The 15,453-nt window shown below is 69.0% G+C and carries 11 protein-coding genes; 6 read left to right on the top strand and 5 right to left on the bottom strand.

Translation table 11 applies throughout. The annotated features are described in order from the left end of the window. Positions 1 to 132 precede the first annotated feature (132 nt). The 4 genes from ACCC97_RS01460 to ppc form a co-directional block, all read right to left on the bottom strand. The gene (locus tag ACCC97_RS01460) at positions 133 to 1,380 is read right to left on the bottom strand and encodes an MFS transporter (protein WP_413315006.1); all 1,248 of its coding nucleotides are present in this window, start codon (positions 1,378 to 1,380) and stop codon (positions 133 to 135) included. Positions 1,381 to 1,557: 177 nt separating this feature from the next. After that, entirely contained in the window at positions 1,558 to 2,109 is a 552-nt protein-coding gene (locus tag ACCC97_RS01455; RefSeq protein WP_007830450.1) for a hypothetical protein, read from the bottom strand. Beyond that, positions 2,106 to 2,507, bottom strand: a complete 402-nt coding sequence (locus tag ACCC97_RS01450; protein WP_007830451.1) for a GFA family protein — start codon at positions 2,505 to 2,507, stop codon at positions 2,106 to 2,108. Before ACCC97_RS01450 ends, ACCC97_RS01455 begins: the two co-directional genes overlap by 4 nt. Positions 2,508 to 2,571: 64 nt before the next feature. Then, positions 2,572 to 5,415 (bottom strand): phosphoenolpyruvate carboxylase, encoded by a 2,844-nt coding sequence (gene ppc, locus ACCC97_RS01445; RefSeq protein WP_007830452.1) that lies wholly within the window; start codon positions 5,413 to 5,415, stop codon positions 2,572 to 2,574. A gap of 104 nt (positions 5,416 to 5,519) precedes the next feature. Here ppc and hemC point away from each other — a divergent pair, with 104 nt between their 5' ends. The 4 genes from hemC to ACCC97_RS01425 all read left to right on the top strand — a co-directional run bounded on the left by hemC (position 5,520) and on the right by ACCC97_RS01425 (position 9,701). After that, positions 5,520 to 6,425 carry a hydroxymethylbilane synthase gene (gene hemC / locus ACCC97_RS01440; RefSeq protein WP_007830453.1) on the top strand — a complete coding sequence of 302 codons (906 nt, stop codon included), beginning with the start codon at positions 5,520 to 5,522 and terminating at the stop codon, positions 6,423 to 6,425. Positions 6,426 to 6,441: 16 nt separating this feature from the next. After that, positions 6,442 to 7,215 (top strand): uroporphyrinogen-III synthase, encoded by a 774-nt coding sequence (locus ACCC97_RS01435; RefSeq protein WP_007830454.1) that lies wholly within the window; start codon positions 6,442 to 6,444, stop codon positions 7,213 to 7,215. Beyond that, positions 7,212 to 8,312 (top strand): uroporphyrinogen-III C-methyltransferase, encoded by a 1,101-nt coding sequence (locus ACCC97_RS01430; RefSeq protein WP_413331415.1) that lies wholly within the window; start codon positions 7,212 to 7,214, stop codon positions 8,310 to 8,312. The genes ACCC97_RS01435 and ACCC97_RS01430 overlap by 4 nt, the downstream gene beginning before the upstream one ends. A gap of 105 nt (positions 8,313 to 8,417) precedes the next feature. Then, entirely contained in the window at positions 8,418 to 9,701 is a 1,284-nt protein-coding gene (locus ACCC97_RS01425; protein WP_007830456.1) for a heme biosynthesis protein HemY, read from the top strand. A gap of 211 nt (positions 9,702 to 9,912) precedes the next feature. On the opposite strand, the gene ACCC97_RS01420 is transcribed toward ACCC97_RS01425, so the two are convergent. Then, on the bottom strand, positions 9,913 to 13,119 hold the full coding sequence (locus tag ACCC97_RS01420; RefSeq protein ID WP_413331414.1) for an Rne/Rng family ribonuclease: 3,207 nt from the start codon (positions 13,117 to 13,119) through the stop codon (positions 9,913 to 9,915). A gap of 562 nt (positions 13,120 to 13,681) precedes the next feature. Here ACCC97_RS01420 and ACCC97_RS01415 point away from each other — a divergent pair. Together ACCC97_RS01415 and ACCC97_RS01410 are read left to right on the top strand one after the other, a co-directional pair. Beyond that, positions 13,682 to 14,782: an RluA family pseudouridine synthase gene (locus tag ACCC97_RS01415; RefSeq protein ID WP_413315009.1), complete on the top strand. Its 1,101-nt coding sequence runs from the start codon at positions 13,682 to 13,684 to the stop codon at positions 14,780 to 14,782. Then, entirely contained in the window at positions 14,775 to 15,446 is a 672-nt protein-coding gene (locus ACCC97_RS01410) for an HAD family hydrolase (protein WP_007830459.1), read from the top strand. The genes ACCC97_RS01415 and ACCC97_RS01410 overlap by 8 nt, the downstream gene beginning before the upstream one ends. Positions 15,447 to 15,453 lie beyond the last annotated feature (7 nt).

The raw sequence follows: 15,453 nt of genomic DNA, 5'->3' as shown, positions 1-15,453 counted from the left end.
TTTTAACCCCCCCTTCCCCCCCCGGGGGGGGGGGGTTTGGGGGGGGAACACGCCCTCACCAACGGCGTGGGGGGGGGGGCGGTAGCCAATGGGGGGGCCGGAAACCCCGGGCCGCCGCTAGCCAGGTTTTCGTTATTCGGGAATGGCGGCCAGCGCCGCGCCGCCGCGTGCCCGGCCCAGCGTGCCGACAATCAGCGCGGCGATCAGCACCAGCACGCCGCTCAGCACCATCGCGCTGGAGATGCCGAAGCTGTCGACCGTCACGCCGCCGATCAGCGCGCCCGAGGCGATCGCCACCTGGAAGCCGCTCACCAGCAGGGCCTGGCCGGCTTCGGGCGCGTCGGGCACCGCTTCCATCATCCAGCCGGTCAGCGCCACCGGGATGAGGCCGAAGGCCACGCCCCAGATCACGACCACCACTGCCCCGGGCACGAAGCCGGAGCCGATCACGGTCGTCAGCAGCAGCGCGGTGGCGAGCATCAGCGCCGCCAGCAGGGTGGTGCCGCGCACGCTGCGCGCCACGAGGCTGCCGCCGACGAAAGTGCCGACGAAACCCACCGCGCCGTAGACCAGTAGCAGCGTTGAAACCGAGTTGGGCGCCAGTCCGAACACCTGCTGCAGCAGCGGCTTCAGGTAGGTGTAGGCCGCGAAGTGGCCGGCGATGAAGAACAGCACCGCGAGCAGGCCGACCTGCGCCATGCGGCGCGTGAGCGGCGTCAGCAGGTCGCGCGCGCCGATGGCGCGCACCGGCGGAATCGATGGCAGCAGCCACAGCTGCACCAGCAGCACGAGCGCGGCGAGAGCACCGGTCACGGCGAACGAGGCGCGCCAGCCGAACAGCGTGCCGAGGAACGAGCCGGCCGGCACGCCGAGCACGGTGGCGGCCGACACGCCGGCGAGCACGTACGACATGGCCCGCGCCTGCGAGGCATGCGGCACCAGTTGCGTGGCGGCGGCGGGTGCGAAGGTCCAGAAGCCGCCGACGCACAAGCCGAGCAGCAGGCGCGCGACCAGCATGGTGGCGAAGTTGGGCGCGAAGGCGGCGAGCAGGTTCGAGGCGATCAGCAGCGTGGTGAGCGCGATCAGCACGGTGCGGCGGTCGAGCTTGCCCGAAGCGACGATCAGCGCCGGGCCGGCGAAGGCGGCCAGCACGCCGGGCATGGTGACCATCAGGCCGGCCGTGCCGTCGGACACGTTGAGCCCGCGCGCAATGTCGGTCAGCAGGCCGATGGGCATGAACTCGGTCGAGACCATGGCGAAGGTGCCGACGGCGATGGAGCCGACGGCAAGCCATGCGGAGCGGGAGGCCGAGGCCGGTGCGGGTGCCGCCGCGCTCGCGAGCTCGTCGATGCAGGGGTTGCTGCTGGGTGAATTCATCATGGAATGCGGTCCTTGGAAGCACCGGCGACGAACTCGCCGATGCTGGTGAAGAGGCATTCGAGTGTGCGAGCGGTCGCGTGCGCGACATAGGGGCCGGGAAGCAGTAGTCAGTTTCCCGAGGGCGAACAATCGGCCCTTTTTGATGGCTATCGCCATCCGCATGCCCGCTGGCGCGGCTCAGGTGAGCGTTGGCCGCAGCTGCAATATCCGGCCATCGGCGATGAACGAGTCGCCGATCAGCACGCGAAAGGCCGCACCCTGCGGAAACTTCGGTTGGGCAATGGCCGGCGAGAGAAACTCGATCTCCAGCGCCGCAGGCTTGCCGCGCTCCAGCGCATCGCCCGGCGGCACGACCCAGCGCGCCGAGAAACCTTCCTTGTCAATCACCAGCGCGCAGCGGTATTCGCCCGGCGCGATAGGAATGTCCTGCGAGGGCAGGGCCGGCTTGCGGAAGGTGAGCTCGGCGAGCACATGCGGCGCGAAGGCACCCAGCGTGTCGAAGCTCGGTGGCGCCACGGCCGCGGGCGGCGGCGCGCGGCGTGGCCGCTTGCTGATGAGCCACGCGATGACGTTGCCGATGATCGGCACCCACAGCACCATCAGCAGCGTGCCGATGTCGCGGGTGGTGGAGCCGGGTACTGCGTAGTGCCGCACGACGGCGCCGCCGATGGCCACGCACAACAGCACGGCGACGATGACCTTTCGGCGGAACTGGATCTTCGTGCTCATGCCTTGGGCGGTGCCGCTTCCGCAAAGGAGGGAATGTCGCAAGCGTGGTCCAGCCACGGCACTTCGTGCGAGGTCCAGATGTGCGCGCTTGGACGCTGGCCCGGGTCGTCGTCGAGCGAACCCAGGCGCAGGATCACCTGCGGCTGCGCCACCCATTCGGCCACGAGGTGCGTGCCGCAGCGGGTGCAGAAATGGCGCAGCTTGCCGGGCGTCGACTCGAACGAACCGATGGCGTCTTCGCCCGCGGTCCAGCGGAAGTCGGACCTGTCGACGCGAGCGGTCGTGGTGAATGCCGCGCTGTGCGCCTTGCGGCAGGTCGCGCAATGGCAGTGGGCGATGGGCCCGGCGAGGCGGGCGGCTTCGTACCGGACGGTGCCGCAGAGGCAGGAGCCTTTCATGGCGATCTCTCTTGGGTGTTGGGGCAGCGAGTCTATGCCCGCTTTCGCCTCTCCCCCGGATGCGTCATCCCGTGTTGCGCAGCCCCGCCGCCACCCCGTTGATCGAGATGTGGATGCCGCGCTGCAGCCGCTCGCCGCCGTCGCCCGCGCGGTAGCGCCGCATCAGCTCGACCTGCAGGTGATGCAGCGGATCGATGTAGGGGAAACGGTGGCGCACCGAGCGCTGCATCTCGGCGTTGCCTTCGAGCCGCTGCTTCGCGCCGGTGATGAGCGTGAGCGCATCCGACGTGCGGTGCCATTCGGCATCGATCATCGAGAACACCTTCTGGCGCAGCTTGCGGTCCGTAACCAGCTCGGCGTAGCGCGACGCCAGTGCGAGGTCGCTCTTGGCCAGCACCATGTCCATGTTCGACAGCAGCGTGCGGAAGAAGGGCCATTGCGCGTACATCCGCTGCAGCAGCGCCACGCGTTCCTTCTTGCCCGCGGCGGTGCCGGCGGCGGCCAGGAACTGTTCCACGCCCGAACCGAAACCGAACCAGCCCGGAATGGTCAGGCGGCACTGGCCCCAGCTGAAGCTCCACGGCACCGCGCGCAGGTCGTCGATCTTGTGGCTCGGGTTGCGCGACGCGGGGCGCGAACCGATGTTGAGTTCGGCGATCTCGCGGATCGGCGTGGAGCCGAAGAAGTAGTCGCCGAAGCCCGGGGTTTCGTACACCAGCTTGCGGTATGCGGCCATGCTCGCGGTCGAGAGTTCGCCGGCCGCCGAGAGGAAGGTGGCCGGCGCCAGCTTGCCCTGCGGCAGCAGCGTGGCTTCGAGCGTGGCGGCCACCAGCGTCTCGAGGTTGCGCCGGCCGATCTCGCGGTTGGCGTACTTAGAACCGATGACTTCGCCCTGCTCGGTGAGGCGGATCTGGCCGCGCACCGTGCCCGGCGGCTGCGCGAGGATCGCCTGGTAGCTCGGGCCGCCGCCGCGCCCCACCGTGCCGCCGCGGCCGTGGAACATGCGCAGGCGAATCGGGTTGGCCTTCTTCTTGTTCAGCTCGTCGAACAGCGACACCAGCGCGATGCCCGCGCGGTACAGCTCCCAGTTGCTTGTGAAGATGCCGCCGTCCTTGTTGCTGTCGCTGTAGCCGAGCATCACGTCCTGTTCGGCGCCCGAGCGTTCGATGAGCGCCTGGATGTTCGGCAGCGCGTAGAAGGCGCGCACGATGGGCGCGGCGTTGCGCAGGTCTTCGATGGTTTCGAACAGCGGCACCACGATCAGGTCGCACACCGCGTTGGTGGCCATTGCGCCGCGCAGCAGGCCCACTTCCTTCTGCAGCAGCAGCGCCTCGAGCAGGTCACTCACCGTCTCGGTGTGGCTGATGATGTAGTGGCGGATGGCCGCTGCGCCATAGCGCGCACGCGCGGTGCGGGCGGCGGCGAAGATGGCCAGCTCGCTCTTCGCGAGCGGCGAGTAGTCGGCGTCGGGCACGCGCAGCGGGCGGGCGTCGTCGAGCAGCTTGAGCAGCAGCGTCTGCTTGGCCTCTTCGGCCAGTGAGGCGTACGAAGGCTCGATGCGCGCGGTGGCCAGCAGCTCGGCGATCACGGCCTCGTGCTTGTCGGAGCTCTGGCGCAGGTCGACTGTGGCCAGGTGAAATCCGAACACCTCTACCGCACGAATCAGCGGCAGCAGGCGCGGCGCGGCGAGCACGGTGCCGTGCTTTTCTTCGAGCGACTCGGCCACGGTGCGCAGGTCGGCCAGGAACTCTTCGGCTGTGGCGTACGGGTTCTGCGGCGCGACGGCGTGGCGCGCGGCCTCGCCGCCAGTGAGCTCGCGCAGCGTGGCCGCGAGGCGCGCATACACGCCGGTGAGCGCACGGCGGTAGGGCTCGTCCTTGCGGTGTTCGCTCTTGTCGGGCGAGCGCTCGGCCAGCGCCTGCATCTCGACCGATACGTCGACCAGCGTGGCCGACAGCGACAGCTCGCTGCCGAGGTAGTGCACCTCGGTGAGGTAGTAGCGCAGCGCCAGTTCGCACTGGCGGCTCAGTGCGTATTCGAGCGTCTCGGCGGTGACGTTGGGGTTGCCGTCGCGGTCGCCGCCGATCCACTGGCCCATGCGCAGGAAGGGGGCGACCGAGGGTGTGTGGCCACCCTGGGCCAGGGCCTTTTCGAGGTCGGCGTACACGCGCGGGATCTCGCGCAGGAAGGTGGCTTCGTAGTAGCTCAGCGCGTTCTCGATCTCGTCGGCCACGGTGAGCTTGGAAAAGCGCAGCAGGCGCGTCTGCCAGATCTGCGTGACGCGGATGCGCATCTGCGTTTCGTTCTCGGCGAATTCGAGTGGCGTGAGCGCGTCCTTTCCCCCGGCGTAGGCGCTCTGGCGCAGCTTGATCTCGTCGCGCGCGGTGAGCAGTTGCGCGATGGCGCGCTCGGCGTCGAGGATGCTCTTGCGCTGCACCTCGGTCGGATGCGCGGTGAGCACCGGCGAGACGTAGCTGTGGGCCAGCGAGGCAACGATTTCGTCGGGCTTCACGCCGGCCTTGCGGATGCGGGCGAGGGCGGTCTGCAGGTCGCCGTCGACGCTTTCGCCGGCGCGCTCGGTTTCGGTGCGGCGGCGGATCTGGTGACGGTCTTCCGCGAGGTTGGCCAGGTGGCTGAAGTAGGTGAAGGCGCGGATCACGCGCACCGTCTCGGCCGCGCTCAGGCCCTTGAGCAGGTTCTTCAACGCGCGGTCGGCGGCGTGGTCGGCATCGCGGCGAAAAGCCACGGACAAGGTGCGGATCTTCTCGACCAGCGCGTAAGTCTCGTCTCCCTCCTGCTCCCGGATCACGTCGCCGAGGATCCGGCCCAGCAGCCGGATGTCGTCGATCAACGGCTGGTCTTCGGCCTGGCGGCGCTTGGGGGGAGAAGGGGTCTTGCTGGCTTTCATTCGATGTTGGTCCTGGACTTCTTGAATGGATGCGCCGTCTGCGTTGCTGCGGCGCAACATGCTAGCATTCCAAGGGTTTGGAACACGTACTTTTGGAACAGGTCTTGAGCAATATCGTGATCGCCACGCGCGAAAGCCGCCTGGCACTCTGGCAAGCCGAACACGTGCAGGCGCTTTTGCAAGAAAAGGGCCACACGGTCAGCCTGCTCGGCCTGACCACCACCGGCGACCAGATCCTCGATCGCTCGCTCAGCAAGGTGGGCGGCAAGGGGCTCTTCGTGAAAGAGCTCGAACTCGCGCTCGAAGAAGGACGCGCCGACATCGCGGTCCATTCGCTGAAAGACGTGCCGATGGACCTGCCGGAAGGCTTTGCGCTCGCCTGCGTGCTGGAGCGCGAAGACCCGCGCGATGCGCTCGTCTCCCCGCGCTACGACTCGCTCGACGCACTGCCGCAGGGCGCGGTGGTCGGCACCTCCAGCCTGCGCCGCGTGGTGCTGCTGCGCGCGCTGCGGCCCGACCTGCGCATCGAACCGCTGCGCGGCAACCTCGACACCCGCCTGCGCAAGCTCGACGAAGGACAGTACGACGCCATCGTGCTGGCGGCGGCCGGGCTCAAGCGGCTGGGGCTCGAGAGCCGCATCCGCGTGGCCTTCGACCCCGACACCATGCTGCCGGCCGCGGGGCAGGGTGCATTGGGCATCGAGGTGCGCGCGGACCGCACCGACCTCATCGGGCTGCTGGGCTCGCTGGCCCATGACGGCGACTGGCTTTCCACCACCGCCGAGCGCGCGGTGAGCCGCGCAATGGGCGGCAGCTGCTCGATGCCGCTCGCGGCCCACGCGCGATGGCAGGCCGATGGCGCGTTGCGCATCGATGCAGCGTGGGGCGACCCGGAAGGCAACGCGCCGCTGGTGAAGGTGCATGCGTTGGCGCCCGCCGCCGGCTTCGCCGAGGCCGACGCGCTCGGCCAGCGCGCCGCGGCGCTGCTGCGCGACGCCGGAGCCCACTGACATCCGTGGTCATCGCATGACCGCCCGTCCCGTCATCGTCACGCGGCCGGCGCGAGAGGCAGTGCAATGGGTGAGGGACCTGCGCGCAGCGGGACTCGACGCAGTCGCGCTGCCGCTCATCGTGATCGAGCCGGTGGTCGATGCCGAGCCCTTGCGCACGGCGTGGCGGCAACTCGCGGACTACTCGGCGCTGATGTTCGTGAGCGCCACGGCCGTCGAGCATTTCTTCCATCACAGGGAGCCTGCCCGCGCATTGGCGGGATGCCGCTTCTGGGCCACGGGCCCGGGTACCACGCGCGCCTTGCTTCGTGCCGGCGTGCCGACCGGGTCCATCGACGCGCCGCCGCCCGAAGCCACGCGCTTCGACTCCGAAGCGCTGTGGGAGCGCGTGCAGGCCCAGGTATCGGCCGGCGTGCGCGTGCTGATCGTGCGCGGCGGCGACGAGGCCGGACGACCGACGGGGCGCGACTGGCTCGCCAACGAGATCGATGCCGCGGGCGGCCATCGCGACACCGTGGTGGCATACCGCCGGCTGTCGCCATCACTGGACGTCGTACAACGCCAGTTGGCCATCGATGGTGCCGAGGGCCGCGCGATCTGGCTCTTCAGCAGTTCCGAGGCCATCGGCAATCTCCAGCGGGCGATGCCTGGCGTCGACTGGCATGCCGCAAGCGCGGTCGCCACGCATGCACGTATCGGCGAAGCCGCGCGGGCCGCGGGTTTCGGGGCGTTGCGTGTAAGCACGCCGCTGCTGGATGCACTGATCGCGTCTATAGAATCCCTGGCATGAGCGCCGCGTCCCCGTCAGACGATCTTTCCTCTTCTTCCCCAACCGCTGCCACCGCGCCGGTGCCTGCCACGCTGGCACCGCACCAGACGCCGGCCGCGCAGGCCGCGGGCGCGCTGCTTCTCTCCCGCATGGCGTTCGGCCTGGTGGCCCTCGTGGCGCTGGCCGCATTGCTGATTGCGATCGCGCTGTGGCAGAAGGTCAGCGGCATGAAGGAGCAACTGGCGCGCCAGAGCGCTGACGCCATCGCGCAATCGATGGAGGCGCGCACGCTGGCGCGCCAGGCGAGCGACACGGTGCGCGACGCTTCGGCCCGTGTGGCCCTGGTCGAAACCCGCGTGGCCGAAGTCGCGCTGCAACGCTCGCAGCTCGAAGAACTGATTCAAAGCCTCTCGCGTTCGCGCGACGAGAACCTCGTGGTCGACATCGACTCGGCCGTGCGCCTTGCCTTGCAGCAGGCACAGGTCACGGGCAGCGTCGAGCCGCTGCTGGCCGCGCTCAAGGCCGGCGACGTGCGCATCGCGCGTGCCGCGCAGCCGCGGCTGACCCCCCTGCAGCGAGCCATGCAGCGCGATGCCGACCGCTTGCGCAGCAGCGTCAGCACCGACAGCGCCGAAGCGCTGCAGAAGCTCGACGAACTGATGCGCGGCGTGGACGACCTGCCCACGCTCAACGCAGTTGCCGTGCGCGGCAACGGCACCAACGCCTGGCAGGCCGAACCGATTCCCGCCGATGCGCCGTGGTGGCAGCGCGCACTGCTCACGGTGCGCGGCGAAGCCCGCTCGCTGGTGCGCGTCGGCCGCATCCAGAGCCCGGAGGCGATCCTGCTGGCGCCCGAGCAGTCCTATTTCCTGCGCGAGAACCTCAAGCTCAAGCTGCTCAACGCGCGCCTGTCGCTGCTGTCGCGGCAGATGGAAGCCACGCGCAGCGAGCTGTCGCAGGTGACCGCGTCGCTCAACCGCTATTTCGATCCCGCATCGCGCCGCACCCAGGCTGCCGCCACGCTGCTGCAGCAATTGCAGGCCCAGCTGAAGACGACCGAGCCGGTGCGCATCGACGACACGCTGGCGGCACTGGCCACCGCGGCCGCAGGGCGCTAGAACGAATGACCCACCGGCTTTTCACTTGCTTCGCTCCGTGTAATTCGCCATCCCCCTTGGGGAGGGCGCAGCTCGCCTTGGGGCGGCCCGGCGGCGACCGCTGACATGCGCGCTGCAATCTGGCTCCTCGCCCTGTTCGCCGTCGCCGCGGCGGTCGCCCTGTTCGCGGGCAACAACCAGGGCACGATCACCGTGTTCTGGCCGCCATGGCGCGTCGATCTGTCACTGAACCTCGTGCTCGTGATCCTGCTCGTGGCCTTCGTGCTGCTGCACGCGGCGCTGCGGGCGCTGGCGGCGCTGTTCTCGCTGCCGACGCAGGCGCGCCAGTGGCGGCTGCAGCAGAAGGAGCGCACGCTGCATGCGGCGCTGCTCGATGCGATGGTGCAGCTGATCGCGGGCCGTTTCTCGCGCGCACGCAAGGCCGCGCAGGCCGCGCTCACGCAGGAGAAGACGCTGGCGGCACTCGGCGCCGGCCTGCCGCAGGCGCAGCAGGTGCGCGTGCTGTCGCACCTGCTGGCCGCCGAGAGCGCGCAGGCCCTGCAGGACAAGCCGGCGCGCGACGCGCATCTGCAGCAGGCCCTCAACGAAAGTGTGGACCGCGCCGTGCTCGCCAGCCCGGAGACGCGTGAAGGCGTGCAGCTGCGCGCGGCGCGCTGGGCGCTCGAAGACCGCGATGCGGCGGCGGCGCTCGCGCGGCTCGAAGAGCTGCCGCAAGGCGCGCAGCGCCGCACGCTGGCCCTGCGGCTGCGGCTCAAGGCGGCGCGGCAGGATCGCCGCACGCTCGAGGCGCTCGAAACCGCGCGCCTGCTGGCCAAGCACCGGGCGTTCTCGGAAGCCGCGGCGCAGAGCATCGTGCGCGGCCTCGCGACCGAGTTGCTGTCGGGCGCGCACGATCCTGCGCAGTTGCTTCGCGCCTGGACCGAACTCGATGCCAACGAACGCGGAATGCCCGAGGTGGCGATCCATGCCGCACAACGCATGGTCGCGTTGCGCGGCGACCTCGCGCTGGCGCGCGGCTGGCTGTTGCCGGCCTGGGAGCGCATGGTGGCCAATCCGCGTGGGCTGGGCGACGCGTTGCGCGTCAAGCTCGCGCGCGCGCTCGAAGCCGGGCTCGATTCGGTGGACGCCGACTGGCTGGCGCGCATTGAAAGTGCACAGCGCAACAACCCGCGCGACCCGAACCTGCAATACCTTGCGGGCATGGCCTGCATGAAGCGCCAGCTGTGGGGCAAGGCCCAGCAGTTGCTGACGCAGGCCGGCCTGGGACTGCAGGACACCGAGCTGTACCGCCGCGCCTGGCTCGCACTGGCCAGGCTGGCCGAAGACCGCAACGACACCGAGCAGGCTGCCGAGGCGTGGAAGCGCGCGGCGCAGGTCGAGAACAGCTGAGCGTCTGCAGCGGCGGGTGCAATGAGCGCGGGCGGGGCGCACTCCCGGAGTCCCGAGCGGGCCGCCATGACCGCGTCGTAGCCCGACGCGCCCTGAAGATATCCCGGCGATCCAGCATGGCATTCGCGCGGCGATGCGAGCTGCCGGCTCATTGCAAGGCATAAAAAAACGGCGCCAGATGGCGCCGTTTTTGGTTGCGGGCGTGTGTCGCTCAGAGCGTGCGTTGCTGCTGCTCGAACGGCAGCGACATCGAGCCGAGGTCGCGGCGGGTTTCGACCAGCACCAGCGGACCTTCGTCGAGCACGACCACCGGCGGGCGTTCGCGCGGCACATGCACCGGCTTCGGCTCGGCCTCGATGGCGGCGCGGGCCTGGGCGATGCGCTCGGCGTCCGAGTTGACCCACTGCAGGCCCGAGTTCTCGGCGATCTGCGCGAGTTCGGCCAGCGGCAGCTCGAAGGACTGGACCTTGGGCAGTGCGCGGCCGTTGGCGGCTGCGGGCGCCTTGGCGCTTTCGACCACGATCGGTGCGGACACCGGTGCCGGGCGCTCGCTGCGGACCTGCTGTGGTGCGGCAACTTCTTGAGCTGCTTCGGCACGTTCCGACACCAGCGGCAGTTGCTGCTGCGGACGGGACTCCGGGGCTTCCGCCGCGGCGCCTTCGGCGACCGGCGCGCCGGCCGTGTTGCCGGCTTCGGCTTCGTCGCGCGGGCCGCGTTCGCGGCGGTCACGGCCGTAGCGGTCGCGCGAACGGCCGCGGCGCTCGTCGCCTTCGCGGCGGGGCATCTGCTCGTTGTTGCCGTTGATGGCTTCATTGCCTTGCGCTGCATCGGAAACCGCGGCTTCGGCGCCGCGTGCATCCGCTTCGGCTTGCGGCGCATCGTTGCGGCGTTCGCGGCGGCCGTCGTTGCGGTCGCCACGATCGCCACCACGGTCACCACGCGGAGCGCGCTGTTCGTCGCGGCCGTTGCGGGGCTGGCGCTCGCCTTGTGCGGCTTCGTCGCCAGCGGGTGCCGCGTCGCCGCGCGGCTGGCCGTTGTCGCTGTTGCGCTCGGCGCGTTCGCCGCCACGGTCGTTGCCGCGTTCAGCACGTTCGCCACGCTCATTGCGCTCGCCACGTTCACGGCGTTCGCCGCGGGCGCGGGGTGCGCGTTCAACTGCGTTGCCTTCGTCGCCTGCGACGGCGCCGGATGCCAGTTGCTGGGCTTCCAGGCTGATGTTGCCGTCGAGGGCCTCGACTGGCGCGTTGTTGCGGCCTTCACGGCCTTCGCCTTCGCGGCGCTCGCCACGGCCGTTGCGGCGCTGTTCGCCGTCACGCGGTGCGCGCGCTTCACGCGGCTCGCGGGGCTCACGCTGCTCGCGCGGTTCGCGTTGTTCACGCGGCTGGTTGATGCCGTCGTTGCGCTGCTCGCTGCCACGACCTTCGCGACCTTCTCGACCTTCACGGCGCTCGCCGCCACGGCCACCACGGCGTTCGCCATCGCGGCCACCGGAGCGCCCGCCGCTCTCGCCACGGCCTTCACCGCGACCTTCGCCACCACGGCCGCCGCGGCGCTGTTCGCCGTCACGTGCGCCGCCGCGTTGTTCGCCATCGCGGCCCGGACGGCCGTCGCGGCGGGGCTTCGGCGCCTCGACCGGAATCGCAGCCGGCGCAGGTGCTGCAGCGGGTGCCGGCGTGCTGCCGAACAGGTTCTTGATCCAGCCGAAGAAGCCGGTCTGCGCCGGAACCGGCGCACTCACCACGGGTGGAGCGACCGGCGCGGGCGCGGCGACAGGCGTGCGCACCGCTTCGGGCTTGGGTGGCACCACCGGCGCGGGAGCGTCGGGCAGCACGCCCTTGATCACCGGCGTCTGCTTGTTGGTGGGCTCCTGCGAACGGCGCGTGACCGAGGTCGGGTCTTCGATCTCGTCGGCCATCTTGTAGCTGGCTTCGATGTGGTCGAGGCGCGGATCGTCGTGCTTCAGGCGCTCGAGCTTGTAGTTGGGCGTTTCGAGCGTCTTGTTGGGCACCATCAGCACGGTGACGCGCTGCTTGAGTTCGATCTTGGCGATTTCGGGGCGCTTTTCGTTCAGCAGGAACGAGGCGACTTCCACGGGCACCTGCACGTGCACGGCGGCCGTGTTGTCCTTCAGGCACTCTTCCTGAATGATGCGCAGGATCTGCAGCGCGCTCGACTCGGTGTCGCGGATGTGGCCCGAGCCGCCGCAGCGGGGGCAGGGGATCGACGAGCCTTCGCTGAGCGCGGGCTTTAGGCGCTGGCGGCTCATTTCCATCAGGCCGAACTTGCTGATCGAGCCGAACTGCACACGGGCGCGGTCTTGCCGCAGCGCGTCGCGCAGGCGGCTTTCGACCTCGCGGCGGTTCTTCGACTCGTCCATGTCGATGAAGTCGATGACGATCAGGCCGCCCAGGTCGCGCAGGCGCATCTGGCGGGCCACTTCGTCGGCGGCTTCGAGGTTGGTGCGGGTGGCGGTTTCTTCGATGTCGCCGCCCTTGATGGCGCGGGCCGAGTTCACGTCGACCGAGACCAGCGCTTCGGTGTGGTCGATCACGATGGCGCCGCCCGAGGGCAGCTGCACGGTGCGTGCGTAGGCCGATTCGATCTGGTGCTCGATCTGGAAGCGGCTGAACAGCGCTGCGTCGTCGCGGTAGCGCTTCACGCGGGCGGCATGCTCGGGCATGACGTGCGCCATGAACTGCTGCGCCTGGTCGTAGATGTCGTCGGTGTCGATCAGGATGTCGCCAATGTCGTGATTGAAGTAATCACGAATGGCGCGGATGACGAGCGACGATTCCTGATAGATCAGGAAGGCGCCCTTGCCGCCCTTGGCCGCGCCGTCGATGGCGCTCCAGAGCTTGAGCAGGTAGTTCAGGTCCCACTGGAGCTCGGAGGCGATGCGGCCGATGCCGGCGGTGCGCGCGATGATGCTCATGCCCTTGGGGTACTCGAGCTGGTCCATCGCCTCCTTGAGCTCGGCGCGGTCGTCGCCCTCGATGCGGCGAGAGACGCCGCCGCCACGGGGGTTGTTCGGCATCAGCACGACGTAGCGGCCGGCCAGCGAGATGAAGGTGGTGAGGGCTGCGCCCTTGTTGCCGCGTTCTTCCTTCTCGACCTGGACGGTGAGTTCCTGGCCTTCGCGGATCGCGTCCTGGATGCGGGCCTGGCTGGCCGACACGCCTTCGGCGAAGTACTGCTTGGAGATTTCCTTGAACGGCAGGAAGCCGTGGCGGTCTTCGCCGTAGTCGACGAAACAGGCTTCGAGCGAGGGCTCGACGCGGGTCACGACCGCCTTGTAGATGTTGCCCTTGCGCTGTTCGCGCCCTTCGATTTCGATTTCGTAGTCGAGCAGTTTCTGCCCGTCGACGATGGCCAGGCGGCGTTCTTCGGCCTGCGTGGCATTGATCAGCATCCGCTTCATGATGCGTTGTCCTTATATGTATCGTTCTACCGGCTCTTGACGAGCCAACGATGCACGGACGACGCCCGCGAAACCAGGGGAATTGCCGCTTGGGCCCCGGATGCTGTGACTGCCGCGCCAAGCGCGAGCAGGCCTCTCGAGCTTTAGCTCAAGAAGACAGCCGGGGTGGGGGCGCGTGGATGGGCGCGAGCCAGATTCGGTGTTGAGTGGCTATCTTTTTGATAGCCGGTTGCGCAAGGGTGGCGCGCGCCGCAGACGATTCAATGCCTGAGGCCGCTGGTCGAAACCAGGTCGGCCAGCGCAGGCACATTTGAATCAGCAGCATCAACACAACAAGGGACTCGCTTCGATCCGCCGGCAGCTTGGAAGCTGCAGGCTGGGTATTCCGTATCGGTGTTTCGTGGGTGTCGGCTTGACTTGGGTGCCTGGTCTGCCACTTTGCGCCATTGCGCGGGGTTTGCAGCTCGGCGCCAAAGCGGCATCGACCTCGCAGCGCTGTCCTGGGTATTTGATGGCAGTGGACTAAACTTCTGTCTAATCAAGCACTTACATGACCGCGCTGGTGAAAAACATTATAGGTGCGAAGCAGGGCCCGGCGGCTGCTCCAAATCCCGCAGACCCAAAAGCCCCAACCGAAACTGGGGCGCCGCATTCGGCCATCAAATTCCTCACGGTCGACGCCGAATCTGCCGGGCAGCGGCTCGACAACTTCCTGTTCCGCCATCTGAAAGGCGTCCCGAAGACGCACGTCTATCGGATCATCCGGTCCGGCGAGGTGCGCATCAACAAGGGCCGGGCGCAGGCCGAAACCCGCATCGAGGTGGGCGACGTGCTGCGGCTGCCGCCGATCCGCATCTCGCCCCGCGCGGAAGAGGGCGCGGCCCCGCCCGCACCGGCGCGCGAGTTTCCGGTGCTGCTGGAAGACGATGCCGTGCTGGCCATCGACAAGCCGGCCGGCGTGGCCGTCCATGGCGGCAGCGGCGTGAGCTTTGGCGTGATCGAGCAATTGCGCACGGCGCGGCCCGCCGCCAAATTCCTGGAACTGGTGCATCGGCTGGACCGCGAAACCTCCGGCATCCTGCTGGTCGCCAAGAAGCGCAGCGCGCTGGTCGCGCTGCAGGACCAGTTCCGTGAACGCGAGACCGGCAAGACCTACCTGGCGCTGGTCGAGGGAGCCTGGCCCGCCAACAAGAAGGTGCTCGATGCGCCGCTCGCCAAATATCTGCTGCCCGACGGCTCCGGTGCGGGCGCCGGCGAGCGCCGTGTGCGCGTGGTCGCCAAGGACCATCCGGATGCCATGCGCGCCGTCACGCTGGTGCGCGTGCTGGCACGGTTGTCGCTGCCGGGGGATGCCACGCCGCTGTCATTGCTTGCGGTGACGATCAAGACCGGCCGCACGCACCAGATCCGCGTCCATCTCGCGTCGGCCGGCCATCCGATTGCGGGCGACGACAAATACGGCGAGTCCGAACGTCAGCGTGCGCTGCAGAAACTCGGCCTCAAGCGCATGTTCCTGCATGCCTGGCGGCTGCAATTCAACCACCCGGCCAGCGGTGATCGCGTGGCGCTGCAGGCCGGCCTGCCGCCCGAGTTGCACGCGCTCATGCCGCCTGCTGCCCTCGAGGCACTGGCCCAACACCCCGTTCCGACGCTCCATGACTGATTCCCCCAGCCCCCTTCGCTTCGACCTGATCGCCTTCGACTGGGACGGCACGCTCTACGACTCCACGCGCCTGATCGTGCGCTGCATCCAGGCGGCGGTGATCGACGTCGGTGGTGCCAAGCCGAGCGAGAACGACGCCGCCTGGGTGATCGGCCTGGGCCTGGCCGAGGCGCTCGCCCGCGCGGCGCCCGACGTGCCGAAGGAAAAATATGCCGAACTCGGCGCGCGCTACCGCTATCACTACCTCCAGCACCAGGACGACCTCGTGCTTTTCGACGGCGTGCTGCAGATGCTCGATGCGCTGCGCGCGCGCGGCCACAAGCTGGCCGTGGCCACGGGCAAGTCGCGCCGCGGCCTCAACGAAGCGCTCAGGTCGGTCGCGCTGCGCGACCGCTTCGACGCCTCGCGCACGGCCGACGAAACCTTCGGCAAGCCGCATCCGCGCATGCTGCTGGAGCTGATGGAAGAACTCGACGTGCCGCCGGAACGCACCCTGATGATCGGCGACACCACGCACGACCTGCAGCTCGCCCAGAACGCGGGCGCCGCCAGCGTGGGCGTGAGCTACGGCGCGCACGAACCGGCCAGCTTCGACGAATTCAAGCCGCTGCACATCGCGCATTCGGTGGCCGGGCTGGAAGCCTGGCTCCTCGACAACGCCTGAGACCCCG

Origin of the sequence: Variovorax sp. Varisp85, from assembly GCF_047304045.1 — a bacterium.
Taxonomy (GTDB): Bacteria; Pseudomonadota; Gammaproteobacteria; order Burkholderiales; family Burkholderiaceae_C; genus Variovorax.
The sequence above is the reverse complement of the archived record's forward strand: the minus strand, read 5'-3'. Positions and strand labels throughout refer to the sequence as shown.